Origin of the sequence: Streptomyces antnestii, assembly GCF_004005495.1 — a bacterium.
Taxonomy (GTDB): domain Bacteria; phylum Actinomycetota; class Actinomycetes; order Streptomycetales; family Streptomycetaceae; genus Streptomyces; species Streptomyces antnestii.
Map to the genome: position 1 here is coordinate 59,716 of NZ_RZYA01000028.1, position 14,625 is coordinate 74,340.

11 protein-coding genes and 2 pseudogenes are annotated in these 14,625 nt (G+C 67.9%); 8 read left to right on the top strand and 5 right to left on the bottom strand.

From position 1 onward, the window contains the following. Window positions 1-106: 106 nt before the first annotated feature. Genes EOT10_RS36995 through EOT10_RS37005 form a run of 3 tightly spaced genes read left to right on the top strand, consistent with a single transcriptional unit; the run spans window position 107 to window position 3,862 of the window. Window positions 107-1,294 (top strand): tyrosine-type recombinase/integrase, encoded by a 1,188-nt coding sequence (locus tag EOT10_RS36995; RefSeq protein ID WP_127832783.1) that lies wholly within the window; start codon window positions 107-109, stop codon window positions 1,292-1,294. After that, window positions 1,284-3,440, top strand: coding sequence for a tyrosine-type recombinase/integrase (locus tag EOT10_RS37000; protein ID WP_127832784.1), 2,157 nt, complete (start codon window positions 1,284-1,286; stop codon window positions 3,438-3,440). The genes EOT10_RS36995 and EOT10_RS37000 overlap by 11 nt, the downstream gene beginning before the upstream one ends. After that, window positions 3,437-3,862, top strand: a complete 426-nt coding sequence (locus EOT10_RS37005; RefSeq protein WP_127832785.1) for a DUF6262 family protein — start codon at window positions 3,437-3,439, stop codon at window positions 3,860-3,862. Before EOT10_RS37000 ends, EOT10_RS37005 begins: the two co-directional genes overlap by 4 nt. On the opposite strand, the gene EOT10_RS37010 is transcribed toward EOT10_RS37005, so the two are convergent. The 3 genes and pseudogenes from EOT10_RS37010 to EOT10_RS37020 all read right to left on the bottom strand — a co-directional run bounded on the left by EOT10_RS37010 (window position 3,856) and on the right by EOT10_RS37020 (window position 5,635). Then, window positions 3,856-4,380: an NUDIX domain-containing protein gene (locus EOT10_RS37010; RefSeq protein WP_189492574.1), complete on the bottom strand. Its 525-nt coding sequence runs from the start codon at window positions 4,378-4,380 to the stop codon at window positions 3,856-3,858. The genes EOT10_RS37005 and EOT10_RS37010 overlap by 7 nt on opposite strands. A gap of 110 nt (window positions 4,381-4,490) precedes the next feature. Next, a pseudogene (locus tag EOT10_RS37015) lies at window positions 4,491-4,820 on the bottom strand (ATP-binding protein); the annotation flags it as partial. Beyond that, window positions 4,817-5,635 carry a Mu transposase domain-containing protein gene (locus EOT10_RS37020; protein WP_431313364.1) on the bottom strand — a complete coding sequence of 273 codons (819 nt, stop codon included), beginning with the start codon at window positions 5,633-5,635 and terminating at the stop codon, window positions 4,817-4,819. The gene EOT10_RS37020 and the pseudogene EOT10_RS37015, both read right to left, overlap by 4 nt. 184 nt (window positions 5,636-5,819) lie before the next feature. Here EOT10_RS37020 and EOT10_RS37025 point away from each other — a divergent pair, with 184 nt between their 5' ends. Next, window positions 5,820-6,422: an immunity 21 family protein gene (locus EOT10_RS37025; protein WP_127832786.1), complete on the top strand. Its 603-nt coding sequence runs from the start codon at window positions 5,820-5,822 to the stop codon at window positions 6,420-6,422. A 10-nt stretch (window positions 6,423-6,432) separates the two neighbouring features. Here EOT10_RS37025 and EOT10_RS37030 read toward each other — a convergent pair whose 3' ends face one another. Beyond that, window positions 6,433-7,458: a tyrosine-type recombinase/integrase gene (locus EOT10_RS37030; protein ID WP_127832787.1), complete on the bottom strand. Its 1,026-nt coding sequence runs from the start codon at window positions 7,456-7,458 to the stop codon at window positions 6,433-6,435. A gap of 453 nt (window positions 7,459-7,911) precedes the next feature. Between EOT10_RS37030 and EOT10_RS37035 the strand changes: the two genes are divergently transcribed. Together EOT10_RS37035 and EOT10_RS37040 are read left to right on the top strand one after the other, a co-directional pair. After that, a complete protein-coding gene (locus EOT10_RS37035; protein ID WP_189492578.1) occupies window positions 7,912-10,332 on the top strand; it encodes an NACHT domain-containing protein in 2,421 nt (806 codons plus the stop codon). Between the two features lie 538 nt (window positions 10,333-10,870). Continuing rightward, window positions 10,871-11,230, top strand: coding sequence for a DUF2690 domain-containing protein (locus tag EOT10_RS37040; RefSeq protein WP_223281422.1), 360 nt, complete (start codon window positions 10,871-10,873; stop codon window positions 11,228-11,230). 120 nt (window positions 11,231-11,350) lie between these two features. Here the strand turns inward: EOT10_RS37040 and EOT10_RS41520 are convergent, their stop codons facing one another. Further along, window positions 11,351-11,800, bottom strand: a complete 450-nt coding sequence (locus EOT10_RS41520) for a hypothetical protein (protein WP_189492581.1) — start codon at window positions 11,798-11,800, stop codon at window positions 11,351-11,353. Between the two features lie 940 nt (window positions 11,801-12,740). Between EOT10_RS41520 and EOT10_RS37050 the strand changes: the two genes are divergently transcribed. After that, window positions 12,741-13,070 carry a trypco2 family protein gene (locus EOT10_RS37050; RefSeq protein WP_127832791.1) on the top strand — a complete coding sequence of 110 codons (330 nt, stop codon included), beginning with the start codon at window positions 12,741-12,743 and terminating at the stop codon, window positions 13,068-13,070. Between the two features lie 12 nt (window positions 13,071-13,082). After that, window positions 13,083-13,595, top strand: a pseudogene (locus EOT10_RS43010) (trypsin-like peptidase domain-containing protein); the annotation flags it as partial. Window positions 13,596-14,625: the final 1,030 nt, after the last annotated feature.

Sequence of the window (14,625 nt, forward strand, 5' to 3'; positions counted from 1 at the left end):
CCTGAGCCCCTCTCTTCTCTGTCTGCGACGAGCGTCACCGTGAGCGTTCTGTGTCGTTGATGCATTGCTATCAACGGGAGTTCTTCAACGAGACGGAACGGCATCAGTGGCACACAGCTTGGCGGTCCGGCCCGCGAACGGGCGGCGGACGTGGACCGTGATCGACGAGAAGTACCGGACTATCGCGCCGGTTGAGGACTGGCTGGAGGCCCATCGGCAGCTGTGGTCACCGAACACGGTCCGCGGCTATGCGACCTCGCTGGCCCAGTGGTGGACGTTCCTCGAACAGCGTGATGAGACCGGAAGGTGGGGCGATCTCGGGGTCCCGGCGGTCGCGGGGTTCCTGTCCTGGCTGCGCAACGGCCGCACCGTCGAGCACACCCTGGTCGAGCCCGAACAGGCCCCGGAAAACGGGACGTTGGAGGCGCGACTGGCCGCGCTGATCTCCTTCTACCGCTGGCAGGAGGCGGTCTTCTCGGTGCCAGTCGCGGGCCGACTCATGCGCGGGACACCGCGCCGGGCCCCGGCCCGGGGCCTGCTCGCGCACCTGGACGCCCGCACCGCTCCCGCGCCGTCCTCGCTGGTCAGGGTCCGGCACCAGCGGCATCGCGGGCGCCCTCCGCTGCTTCTGCCCGCCGAGATCCAGGCGATCCTGGACGGCTGCGCGATGCCGGACGCCACGGTCGGCGACTGGAGAGGGAACCTGCGCGACCGGCTTCTGTTCGCTTTGCTCGCGGAGACCGGCATGCGCCTGGGAGAGGCCCTCGGTCTGCGGATCTGCGACTTCGTCATGGGCCGCGGCTCCACTCCCTATGTCGAGATCGTGCCGCGCGAGGACAACACGAACGGTGCCAGGGTGAAGATGATGCGCCCCCGACGGGTCTATGTCGGCTGCGACCTGGAGCGACTGTTCGCCGACTACCTCACCCACCTCGCCTGCCGGGCCGCCGAGTTCGGCATCGAGATCGAAACCGGATCTCCGTTGCTGGTGAACCTGGAACGGCCGCCGCTGCTGGCTGCCCTGCGCGAGGGCACGGTGCGGGACAAGGTGTCCGCCCTGCGCAAGAAGCGCATCGGACCGGCCTCCTGGACGCCGCACTGGTTCCGCCACAGCCACGCGACCGCGCTGCTGCTGGCCGGGACGCCTGAGTGGGTGGTCTCCCGCCGCCTCGGTCACGCACACGTGCAGACCACGCTCGACCTCTACGGCTGGGTCCGCGAGGACGAGGCCCTGCGGGCCGCGGCGAACTGGAAGTCGTACATCTCCGCCTGGCAGGTCGACGATGGCCGGTGAACAGCGTCATCTGCACACAGCCGGCGACGAGGATCCGTTCTGGCGGCTCTGGCGGGAGCTGCCCGAGCCCTGGAAGGGGCCGGTGATCGGCGACGGCATCGACGACTGGGAGAAGATCACCGAGAACGGCGACCGCCGCATCGACCTGACCGGTCTGCCCAACCTGATCGCTGCCGAACTGGCCTGGATGGCGCACTGGCAGGCGATGGACGGGACCCGCTCGTCGGTGCTGGGCACCAACCAGTTCGCGAACATCCTGCGCCGGGCGATCCTCGACAACCATCCCTTCCCGACGTCGATCCGGTCCATGGACTGGGAGACGGCAGCCGCCTTGCAGCGGTGGTTCTATGCCACTCGCTGGGGCCGACTCATTCCCCGCGGCAGCGTCGCCCGACTGCGGGTGATCTTCCGCTTCAGCCGCCTCGCCCTGCTCGCCCGCTGTTCGGACGGGCCCTGGTGGACTCTGGACGAGTGGCATCCGCGATGCGACCCGCGCATCCCGCTGGCCGAGCATGAACCCCAGGCTCACTACGGCTGTTCACCCTCGAAGATCGCGCATTCGTGGCTGCGGGAGGCGGTCAAGTGGTGGCTTGGCACCCAGATGGAAGCGGGCGTCCTGCGCTGGACGACCGTGAGCCAGGACAGGATGCAGGACATCTTGCGCTTCGACCGCTGGCTGAACACCTTCCCTGACCCGGTGGATGTCCTGGGAGATCCCGCTCACGCGGTCCAACTCGCCGCCGCCTTCCGGCGCTGGGTCTCCGACCCTGCCAACCGGATTCAGCGCGAGAGTGACCAGCGGTTCGCCCACAAACCCGTCCACCCGCGCCAGATCAACGACGACCTGCGGGCCGTCGCCGAGCTGTTCGCGTTCGTCGCGGCCAACCCCGCCGAGGCTCGCCAGGTCCTCGGACCGCACCCCTGGTCCCGGGTCACGGACGCGCATGCGGCCGGCTGGTTCCGCCAGGTCTCCCGGATCCCGCACCAGCGGGAACTCAACGACGAGCACTACGTCGACGACCACGCCCTCGCGCAGATCCCCGCCGCCCTGCCCCTGCTCGGGCTCGCCCGCAACGAGCAGATGCTTCTCACCCGAGGCGAGGGACAGCAGGTCACCGCCCGCGGCTTTGACGACCCGCAGGCCATGCGCATGATCCTGCTGCAGATCCTCACTGGCCGGCGGTCCAGCGAGATCCGGACCTGCCTTTTCGACTGCCTATCTCCGGTCCCCGACCGGGCGGTCGACGCCGCCGAGGGAGAACAGATCGCCCGCTTCCATTACGCACAAAGCAAGATCGATATCGCGCCGGACAACATCCTCGTCGATGCCGAGGTCGTCGCGGTCATCGAGGAACAGCGGCAGTGGATCCGCGATCACTTTTCAGGCATCACCCCGCGTCACCTCTTCATGCAGCGGACCGGCAACCGTCAGGGCGACAAGCCCTACCCGTCGGGCACCTACAACTGGATGCTCCGCGAATTCAGCAAGACCGTGAAGATCACCGATAGCAAGGGCAAGCCCGTCGGGCTCAGCCACACCCACCGCTTCCGCCACACCAAGCTGACCCGACTCGCTGAACTCGGCCTGCCCGTCCATGTGTTGATGCGCTATGCCGGGCATGCCACCCCGTCGATGACGATGCACTACGTCGCCGCCCGCCAGGAACACGCCGAGCAGGCATTCCTGGCCACCTCGAAGCTCCGGGCGGACGGCACCCACGTGGTCTTCTCCCGCGACGACCACGACAGTCTTCACCTGTTCAACAGGGCTGACCGGTTCCTGCCCCACGGCTGGTGCATGCTGCCGCCCCTGCAGACCTGTGACAAGGGAAATGCCTGCCTGACCTGCTCGGTCTTCGTCACCGATGCCTCCCACCAGCCCGCGCTGGAGCGGCAGCTGGCCGAGACCGAGGCCCTGATCAACCGCAGCACCACCTCATTCCAGGAACGGCACGGCCGCCCGATGCCCGAGGACAACGTCTGGCTGCTGCAACGGCGGGCTGAGCACGCGGCCCTCACGAAGCTGCTGGATACCATCCGCTCCAAGCCCGGCCGAGCAGTCCAGGGCGCCGGCTGCGGCACCGCCCCCAGCGGCCCCGTCCCTCTCACCCTCGACCTCGACCGCCACCGAAGGACCCGGCCATGACCGACGCTCGCACCAAGCGCACCCAGACACTGGCCGCCGCAGCGAAGGCGAAGTCTCAGGCCAAGTCGGAGGCGGCGGAGAAGGCGATCCGCACCCTGGTCAAACGCGGCGAGCCCATCACCTTCCAGGCCGTCCAGCGCGAGGCCAACGTCTCCCACGCCTTCCTCTATAACCACCCCGACCTGCGAGAACGCATCGAACGACTCCGGGCCCAAACCCGGCCGGTCCCCGCACCGACGCCTCCGGCCGACGAGCAGAGCACCCTCGCTCTCGCGCTGACAGGCCAGATCACCCGCCTGAAGAAGCAGCACCGAGAAGAAGTACAAGCTCTGCGTGACGCGCTCGAACAAGCCCACGGCGAGAATCTCGACCTCCGACGCGAACTCGCCCGCCGCGGCGGAGACGCAGCAGTCCCTCAGTGACGGCCCAACCGATCAGCCAACCATGCGGCATGCTGACGGATTCGGGAGAGATCGTCAGAAAAATAGCTCTCCCAGCCCTCGTCCAGCCTCTTCCAGGCCACCGGCTGCCCGGCCTCCGGGACAAACGAGACTGCGGCATCAATGACAGCGGCATACGACAGCCCGAGAGTGACCGGCCAGTCCGGGTGAAAGGAGCGAACCGCAACCGCTGCCGGCTCGGGCAGCAGTTCCACCCGAAGGCCCGTCTCCTCGACAAGTTCTCGGGCCGCACCCTCACGCGGTGTCTCCCCGGCCTCGACCTTCCCTCCCGGAGGAACCCAATCCCGCCAACGGTGCTTCACCAACACCACCCGGGCAAGATCCTTGTCGAACACCCAGACCTCGGCCGCAAGAGGCTCCATCTGTCCCTGCCGGGCAGCAGCCAGCCACCGGCGGGCTCCGTCGAACTCGGCTATCGCCTGTTCGGCATCGTTCACCGCCGCCTCGACGGCTCGCTCGTCGACCACCTTCTGAATCATCGGGCCAACATACGAGGCCGCACTGACATCGCAGCCACGTCACATCGATCTCATGAAGGTCCCACCCAGCGACAACATGCCGAATCTCGAACCGAACCCTCGATAACGCCCGGTCCCAGCAGGGCCGCGTTGGCCTTGGCCTCGACGAACGCGAGGGTGGCGAGGTCTTTGATCTTCCGGGGATCGAGTTCGGGCTGGAAGGAGAAGTCGTACTCGTCGAGCGTTTTGTGGTGCGGCAGCTTGGACAGCCGCAGGCCCTGTCGGAAGCGGCGGTCGTCACGAATGGCGAGTTCCTCGGCCAGGACGAGGTCGAGGAAGTCGAGGTAGCCCATCTTGGCCTCGTCTGCCCGGCCGGCGTACTGGTTCAGGCTCTCGGCCAGGTGGGGCAGGCCGAGTTTGGCGGCCGTGGTGCGGATTCGGGTGCTGACCAGCTCGCTCAACTGGGCTCCTCCTGCGTGGGGTGGGTGGTGAAGGGACGGGTCCCGGTCAGTTCGTCATAGACCGACAGGGGTCTGCGGCCGACCTCGACGCGGACGGCCGCGGCCCGGTTCAAGAGAGCCATCAGCGAGCTGGCCGTCTCCTCGCCGAGTGCGTTCTGATGACGGGGCTGCGGAGGGATGTCACCGGTGGTGGTCCGTCGGTTCCGGCCGTCGGGAAGGCCGTCCCAGTGCTTCTCATCGACGATGCAGGCTCCGCGGCCGACAGCCCTGCGGTGAATGGCCAGCAGGGTGTCGCCGTTGGCATCGGGGACGGTGGAGTGCAGCGTGATCTGGGACTTCGTGGCTCTGACTTCCACCAGCTGACGCGGGCGGACTTTGCGGGCCGGCACCGAGTAGAGGTTCGCGTCGAAGGCGACCAGGCAGTCCTTGCCGACGTAGCGAAGGTGTCTCTGGCTGACCACGTAGGGTGTCGTCGGCAGGGGCCTGAGGGCCGTGTGGTCGCGGATCGCGCGGTGCCCGATGACTTCGCCGTGGGTGCCGTGGGACTTCGCCCGGCGCAACGGCACCCAGGCGTTGAAGGCGGAGTCCAGCTCCTCGATGGAGGAGAAGGACCGTCCGGCCAGGACGTGGTCGCGGACGATCAGGACCTGACGTTCGACCCGGCCTTTTCCGGTGGGGCGGTAGGCGGCCAGGACGTCGATGTCGAAGTCGTAGTGCCCGGCGAATCCGACCGCTTCCGGGTGCAGCGGAACGGCCTCGCCCGGTGCGACGTGGCGTCGGACGACGGTCTTGGTGCGGTCGTAGACGATCGACATCGGCACCCCTCTAATATGCGGGTCTCGATGTCAAGCCACCGGTCGTGGTGAGGGAGGGGCAGGTTCCAGCTTCACGCGTTCTGATCCGATGTCATCGAGGTTGGACCGGTCTGCGGCGAGGTGTCAGTGAAGCTGCTCGGCAGCCTGGGGAAGCATTGTCAGTGGCCGAGGTGATACTGACGCGATGAAGACGTCCTCCTCCACCACAGCCGGTTCAGCCGATCCTTCCCTCACCTGGGTCGAGTCGATGGGCGGACCCTTGATCGCCGTACCCGTCTCCGTATTGGACGGATGGCGTGGCTGCACGGAGTCGGGGATGGTCATCGGCGATGGGGACGTCACGGACGACTATGACCGCGCCTGCGAGGTGGACGATCTGGCTGGCGTGATTGCTGTCGGCGAGAAAGGCATGCGCGGACTTGTCCTGGCAGACGAACCAGCCACCACCTGCTATCTGCCGGAACACCAAGCCTTCGTCCGCTGGCTCGGAGCAGACTCCGAGGCCGACCTGATTGCCGCAGCCAAGACGGTACTGACCGACCCCACCACCCAGTGGGAGGAGTGTGGCGTCTGGGAGACGGACGGCCCGGCGGTGCTCATGGACTCTGTCACCGACGGAGCCGAGCTGGACATCGAGTACCCCAACGGCGGAGGACTGCCGGAGCAGGCCCCCGTCCCGATACCACCGGGCCGCTGGACAGTCCGCGCCGTCCACGCGTCCCCCAACGACGACACCTCGGTCGGTCTGGTGCAACTTCTGCCCTCTGAAGGAGACCCATTCTCATGAGGGCAGGAGATCAGGACGCTTCCTCATCAAGCCGGCTGAGAAGTCCGTCAAAGATCTGCTCGCGTGCGACCTGACCCTTGGCCGCTGCGTCGTCCCGCTGGCGTTCGAGGGTCGGGCGAAACTCGATCGTGGTGACGAAGAACGTGCACGATTTGCAGATCGACTCGAAGTGGCAGTCCATCTCGACCGGGCGGGCGCAATAGCCGTTGCCGAGCATCCGGCGGTGCATTTCCCGGCGGAGCTTGCCCATCTCCGAACCCTCGGCGTCGGCCGGCAGCTGACGCGGAGCGTTGTAGAGGGCCTCGACCTTCTCCGAGACGGCGAAGTACTCGTCCGCGACGGTCCGGTCGGCGATCCGCGCGTAAACACGCGTCATGGACAACGACCGGTGACCGAGCAGTGCGGCGATGGCCTCCAGAGACATGCCCCGGTTGATCGCCTGGGTGGCCAGAGTGTGTCTGAGCTGGTGCGGGGTGACCCGGCCGAGACCGGCCCGCTCTGCGGCTCTGCGGACGGCCGTTTCGATGCGGGAGGCGTTGACCGGACGGCCGTGGTCGGTGAACAGCAGGTTCGAGCGCAGTCCCTCGGGCCGGCGCATCAGCCAGTCGTCCAGCAGCGTTTTGAGCTGTGGATGCAAGGGGACGTAGCGGTCGGTGTGCATCTTGCCGACCGGGACGCGAAGCCAGTAGGCGGAGCCGATCTGCACGACCGCGTCGATGGTGAGGCCGAGCATTTCGCTGCGGCGCATCCCGGTGCGAGCGAGGATCTCGATCGCGAGCCGGGCGAACGGATCAGTGTCCTGGCGGGCGGCGGCCAGCAGTTTGGCGGCTGCGGCGTCGTCGAGGAAGCGGGGCAGCGGCTCGTCCGCGATCGGGAAGTCGCTGTCGAATACCAGCTGGCGGGGCGGCCGGTCGGCGGCGTCCCACTCGTCCAGGCGGCGGAAGAAGCCGCGCAGTTTGCTCAGCCGGTCGCGGACGGTGTGCCGGTGCAGCGGACCGCCGCGAGCGGCTGGCCGCTCCAGCAGCCAACTGCCCACGAACAAGCTCCGATACGTCAGGAAGTGGGCACGTTCATCCGTACGTGACTGGGCACGTTCACGTGTACGCCGACAGGGCTAGGTCGTTTCGTTTGGATCACCGAGCGGACCAAAGGAAGATGCCCGCAACGTGGAGTCCGGCCAGGTAGATGGTCGCGGTCATGGAGACGGCCTCCCTGAATGACCTGGGTGGGGAAGTCTCAGCGGCCCCACCCCGCGGTTGACGGTTGTTATCCGGCAGGCCCACGCGCTTTCGTGGCTTGCTTTTGCGTCCCGCGCGCGGTACTGGCAGGAAGTCCTGGCCCTACTCGCACGCACGCTTCTCCCAGGGACGGTTCACTTCCGGCTGATTCCCGAGCAACATCTTCCGACTCGCGTACGTCGGGCCCAAACTCGTAGCTGATCACAAACTTGGCGGTGGCCCTTCGCGGCCACGGTGAGGGGAGCCTCGAGGTGCCGACACGACGTACGGGCGTGATCGTTCTTGGGCTGTTCCTGGCAGGAGTCTGTGGGGCGCTGGCGATCGCCCGCGTGACCGGATCGGGAGTGGCGTCGGCAGCCGCGGGTCTTCTTCCGACGCTTGCCGGTACCTACCTGGCCTGGGCGGCATTCCGGGCCGACCGCGTCGAAGCCGCCACGGGTAGAGGACTGGAACAGATCGCCGACGAGCTGGCTGTCGCTGTCCGCCGTCAGTGGGAAGCCGAGACACGCGTGCGACGGCTCAACGATCCCTACCCGTTGCCAGTGTCCTGGAAGCCGGCGCCCGGGGAGTTGGTGGAGGAATGGCGCCACATCACGTCGGCCGCCGCTGCATGGCCCAGCGGGCTGCACGGCGACCCAGGCGCCTGGGCATCGGACCCCAGTGCACTTGCGGGCACCGACGGCGCCATCGGCAACGTACTGGAAAGCGTCCCTACCGGTCGGCTGGTCGTGCTCGGCGCACCAGGCTCCGGCAAGACCGTCCTACTGGTTCGCCTCGTTCTGTCGTTGCTGGAGCAGCGACCGTTCGGGGGTGCTGTACCGGTCCTCTTTTCCCTCTCCACATGGAATCCGTCCGAGCAGGACTTGGAGAGCTGGATGTGTGAGCAACTCCTTCAGGACTACACAGCACTGCGAGCACCGGTCCACGGCTCCCTGGAACGTATGAACTGGGCACAGGCACTGATCACGCACCGTCTGCTGCTTCCCGTCCTGGACGGGCTCGACGAGATCCCCGCAGTCGTACGCCCGGCGGCGCTCAGCCAGATCAACGCCGCTCTGTCACCGGGTGGGAAAATCGTCCTGTCCAGCAGGGAACACGAGTTCCGGGAGGCGCTGGCCCCCACCACGTCCGTCCCATCGAAGCTATCCGGGGCAGCGGGGGTGGTACTTCAGCCGGTAAAACACGAGGTGACGGCCGAGTACATGCTGCGTGATTCGGGCGGTGCGGGCACGGCCGCGGCCGCGCGCTGGGCACCCGTCATAAGCCACCTCAGCAGTGGCGACACCGCCCTTGCCCAGGCTCTCAGCACGCCGCTGATGCTTTTCTTGGCCCGCACCCTCTACAACCCCCGGCCCGGCGAACGGACCGGCTCCCTCCCGAACCCTGCCGAACTGTGCGACGTGACGCGCTTCCCCACGGTGAGCAGCATCCAGCAGTACCTTTTCGACGCCTTCGTCCCGGCGGCCTACCGGCCCCACCCGGATCCCCGGAAGCGCCCCTGCTGGCAGGCCGCGGACGCTCAACGCTGGCTGGCCTTCCTCGGCGCCCATCTGGAATCGCGGCTGCAGGGAACCACCGACTTCGCGTGGTGGCACCTGCGGCACTCCGCCCCGAGGCCTCTCGTCGGCCTTTTGATGGGGGTCACGGGGGGCCTGGTCGGTGGGCTTGTCGCCGGCTTCGGGGCGGACATTGGCATCGGCTTCGGTGTTGGTCTGGGAAGTGGCATTCTCCTGGGATTCGTGGTCGCGCTGCCGGTCCGACGGATCAGCGGGTCTGGCCAGGGCGCCCTGAGTGGACTCGCCGGTGGCCTTGCCGGAGGGCTCGTAGGCGGTCTGTTGTCAGGGCTGGCGAGCTTGCTGGACATCGGATTCGCCGTCGGACCGGCGGGAGGCATCGCGGCCGGACTGGGCGTGGGGCTGGCTGTCGGGCCGGCCAGCGGCCCGAGAGGCGGCCCGGTCGGTGGAACCGTCGGCGGGGCCACAGCTGGCCTCATGTCCGGTATTGGCTCTGGACTTCCGTCCGGGATTATCAACGGCGTGGGAATCGGCCTGGCGGCCGGGCTCACGGCCTGGCTCGCGGGACGGAGCGAGCCAGCACAGAGGTTGCACTGGTCGCCTGTCGGCGCGGCTGGCGGTCTCGCGGTGGGGTGCGCGCTCGCTCTGGCAGCCGGACTCGTCGCGGGGCTCGCTGCCGGGGTCATGGTCGGCCTCGTCACCGGAGCCGTCGGCACTCTCATCGCCGGGCTCACAGGAGTTCCTACGGACCTGACCGCGGCGGGAGACCCCAAGGCGGTATTGCGTCGCGATGTCCGCACCTTCGCATTGATCTTCCTTGCCATGGCGCTCGCCATCGGGACCGTCGTCGATCTGGTGACCGGCCTGGCCGTCACCACCGAACTGCAGCTCGCCACCGATCCGACCGTGCTGCTCACCGCCGGCCTTGCTCCCGGTGCCGCCATGGGCGTCATCTCGGGACTCGCGATCGCCTTCACCCAGGCAGCCGGCGGGACGTTCCGCCTCGCGCATTACTGGCTGGCTCTGCGCGGACGGCTGCCGTGGCGGCTCATGCACTTCCTGGCCGACGCTCATGAACACCGAGGGGTTCTGCGCCAGGTCGGGGCGGTCTACCAGTTCCGCCACGCGGAACTGCAGCGCCGGATGGCCGGCGGGTAACCCGTACCTACTCGCTCAGCAGCCGACGCGAACAGAGGGGAGAGTCAGGCCGCCCGGTGAGCGGGAGGCCCAGCGCGATGCCGCGCAGCGCCGACCCGTCCTTCGCTCCGTCCGCCACTCCTCGCTGCAGGACTCGTGCGGGTGTGCGACGGGCCGACTTTCCACGCTCAAGGGCGAACCGTCGGGGATGCCGCCCCGACCAGCCGTACGGCTCCGACATGAAGATCACGACCAGTTTGGATGCGCAGGCCCGCCGTCAACCCGACGCCCCCGGCTGTCACCCCTCGGCCAAGTCAACCCCACGCCACGATCCGGGGCACAGGCCACTCTTTGCGGTGACCCCCACCCCGCCCTGGTCTACACGGCACACGCCCTGGCTATCACCTACCGCGTGAACTTGAACGCAACGCGCTGTGCCTCACCACAGCGCACGAAAGGGGTCTCCTTGGCTACTCACCGGCTTCCGCGTCTCCTGGCAGGCACCCTCGCTGTCCTGGCGCTGGGCGTGGCCGTTCCCGCCGAGGCTTCCGTGCAAGCCGTGGCAGCGCCCGCCTGCAAGGGGGCGTCCTGCAACGGCAAGAACCCCAACGCGACGGGCTGCGCCAAGGACGCCGTCACCCCCGCAGGTGCGGTAGCCCAGTCGGCTGGCGGCGGGCCAGCCGTTCAGATGCGGTACTCGAAGAAGTGCAACGCCGTATGGGCGCGCTTCGAATCCGCTGCGAACTCCAACTGGAGGGGCAAGCTGGAAGTCAGGAACGGCAACCCGTACGTGTTCAACGCGTCTCCGAACTACGCGGCCTACACCACGATGGTGAACGCCAGCCTCACCACCCGCCCCTGCGTGGAGCACTATGACGGCATCGGCGGCAGTTGGGCGTGCACGAAGAAGTGGTACTAGGCCCTGGCCGTTTCTTGCGCATCATTTCGCTGACCAGATGAAGATGGTGGCGGTCATGTCGCATCTGGTGGCCAGGCCACACCACAGGTCGGGTAGCCGGGGCACGTCGCCGTGATCCGACTACCCGACCGCCATCGCGCGTTTGCCACCAGATGCGCCAAGCTCGCCGTCGGCTACGAGGCGACTTCGCTGGTCGCAGTCCTCAACGAATGTGGGCCGGGTGTTCGTGCGGCTCGGTGGTCGTCCGGGGCCGGGTGGGCAGGGACACGACGCGGCGCCCCCGATGTAGGCGGCGCGCATCAGGCGGATCAGCTCGTTCAGGTCGTCGTTATCGACATCGGCGGCGCGGTTCCTGTTGCGGCGCCGGTCGACGATGAACAGCCGATGACGGTGAGGTCGATGGTCACCAGCAATCCGCTGCCCAGGCGGGCATGACCTGCCCAGTCGCCGCTCCGGAAAGGCTGTGGTCCCTGCAACGGTCAGGGCCGCCGCTGGAGCCATGCGTAGCCTGTTGAGCGTGACGAAGAGCGGGATCAGCGCCACCACGGCGGCTATCAGTAGGACGATCACGGCGTGGGCGGTGTTGGTGTTGCGCGATGAGGCTACGACGAGTTCATAGAAGGACCACTCCCATAGGGGATGGAGGGGCGGACCATGGCGTTGGCAAGGCAGCGCTGAGTCCGACCATCCTGAACGACGGATGACCGAAGGTGAGCTCTGCCGGCACAGAAGCTCGAGCGGCTGCCCCGGTGCGTCGTCGCTCCGCAGGGACATCTGCGGCTGCCTCGGAGTTCTCAAGTCGCAGTGCCGTAACCCCGTCACGTAGGTCTACGGGCAGACACTGACGATCGGTGGACACTCGGGGGTTCGGTCGCGCGGAGCGCAGGGCGACGATCCTGCGGTGGTGCCGCTGGGCGAGGTCCACCAGGCCATGCCGCAAGTGCGGTTCGGCATTGGTGGAGTCCACGAACACGGAGTGCCCGGCGGCCGGGGTCACGGACTGGTCACCCGCGGCCCCCAGCAAAGCGGGCACGCCTCCTAGAGCGGCCGTCTTCTGATAGCACGTGCGCAAGGCCCAGAAGTGCCACATCTACCGTGACAGGGCCAGCCCATGGGCTCGTAGGCTCTCGCCATGGATGAGACGGATGTGCATGAGAGAGTCTCGCCGCTCCACCAGCACCTCGAACACATACACAAACGCCCACGTCGATCACGCTGCATGTCGGGCAACACACAGGCGTGCGTTGGAAGATCAGCTTGGCTAGCTGGCTTCCGTCCTGGCGCGGCCTGCCCGATGCATCGTCTTGACGAGTCTCCAGATGAACCCGATACGCCCCTTCCCGGTAGGCCTGGAGGATCTGCCCGTTGCTGCCGTGTGCGGATGGCACGGGCGAAGGCTGCTCCGGGCAGCACCCGGCCGGGAGGCAGGGGTGAGCGACTGTGTCCTTCCGCACCCGAGCATGGCCCGGCAGACTAGCTCTCCGCACAGAGGCGATCAAGGGGGAAAGCTGTGGAGTTAGAACCTACCGAGCTGTCCGAGGCGATCAAGGCGGTGCGCGGTGGGCTGGCGGCCGCGCAGCAGGACGGGGACGGTTCCGCGGTCCGGTTCACGGTCAGGGAGATCGTGCTGGATCTCGGGATCGAGCTGCGCAACAGCGCGTCGGCCGGCGGTGGCGTCAAGGCGTTCGTGGTGTCCGCGGACGCGAAGGGCGAGCGGGCCAGGACGGCCACGCACCGGATGACCGTCACGCTTGCGGTGGCGCCGGACGAAGAGGGCGGTGACCTTCTGATCGGTGACACGGGCGGAGGCCGCGGCGGTCCGGTCGACGGCCTGTACTAGGAGGGCGGCGCGATGGGCGGAGGAGTGGATCTTCGGACCGTTGAAGTCAGCAACCAGCACCAGGACTCGTACGGGACCGGCGTTCTGATCGCACCCGGCCTGGTGCTCACCGCCCAGCACGTAGCCTGCCCGGGCCAGGACGGTATCGCAGCGGTCCGGGACATGGTGAGCTCCGCCTTCACCGAGGCGACGGTGGTGTGGGCGAGCCCCGAGCTGGACGCGGTGCTGCTGAGGGCCGACCGCTCGCGTGTCGGTGCCGGCATGGGCATCGTGCGCTGGGGCGAACTCGTGGGCGGCGCCCCGGGCAGGCGCCCCGTGTGCTCGATGACGGGTTTCCCCAAGGCGATGCGCCGACGGATCTCCGCCCACCGAGACGTCGACGACCTCAAGACGGTAGAGGGAACCATCGCCCCGCACACTGGCTCCCGCTCCAAGCTGTACGCGCTCGAGGTCGACGGTGCCGTTCCCAGGCAGGCGAAGAACTGGCAGGGTCTGTCCGGGGCTGGGGTCTTCTGCAATGGCGTATTGATCGGCCTGGCCCGCCTGGTCGACCGCGAGTGGGACCGCGTCCTCATGGTGCTTCCGCTCTCCCACCTTCTGGACGCCGACGGCTTCACCGAAGCGGTCGCCGCCCACACCGGCATGACCCCACGCCTGCAGCCCGCAGACCTGCGCCCCCTGCTGGACAACGCTCCTGACCCGACGCTGTCCTCGACCTACCTGCTCGATCCGAGATCCCGTGTCACCGAACTCACGGGCGTGGGACGCCTCTTCCAACGGATCGAGCAGTGGTGCAAGAGCCCGGCCCTCGTCGATGTCGCCCCCGTGACCGGCCTGGGCGGCACGGGCAAGTCCCGCCTCGTCACCGATGTCCTGCACCGGCTCACCACGTTCCCCGGCACGCAGCGACCGTGGAGCGGGGGTTTCCTCGCCGAGCACCCCACCCACACCGACTATCAGGTTCTGGCCGCCGCCAGCTATCCGCTGCTGCTGGCCGTCGACCTCGCAGAGACCCGCCTCCAACAGATCCGCGATCTCATGACCGCGCTGGCCGGCCAACACGACGGCGCTCCGGTCCGTGTCCTGCTCCTGGCCCGCGGGCACGACACCTGGTGGCCGGCGCTGCGCGGCCACCTGCGCACCCGCAACGTGGGCCTCCTCGAGCACGCCTTTGCCCTCACCCCCGACGACGCGCTCGGCGGCCAAACACCGGAAGACATATACGTCGACGCCAAGGGGGCCTTCGCCCGCCGCATCCGGCTGCTCCGGCAGGCCGGACACGGCGACGGCACGTGGCCCGACCGGGTTGTCGCCGACGCACCACGTCACCACGGGGCCGGCATCCAGCACGCACCGCGCCAGCCCGTGATCTATCACCACATCGCTGCACTCGCCGACGTCTTGGCCCACGCCAACCCGGAGTTCGCCCTCAAGGACCACCCCATGGAGGTCCTCCTCGCGAACGAAGTGGAATACGTACGGCGTATCGCCGAAGCCCGCTTGCCTCACGGCACCGTCGACGACAAGCTGTTGCGCACCCTGGTCACCACTCAGT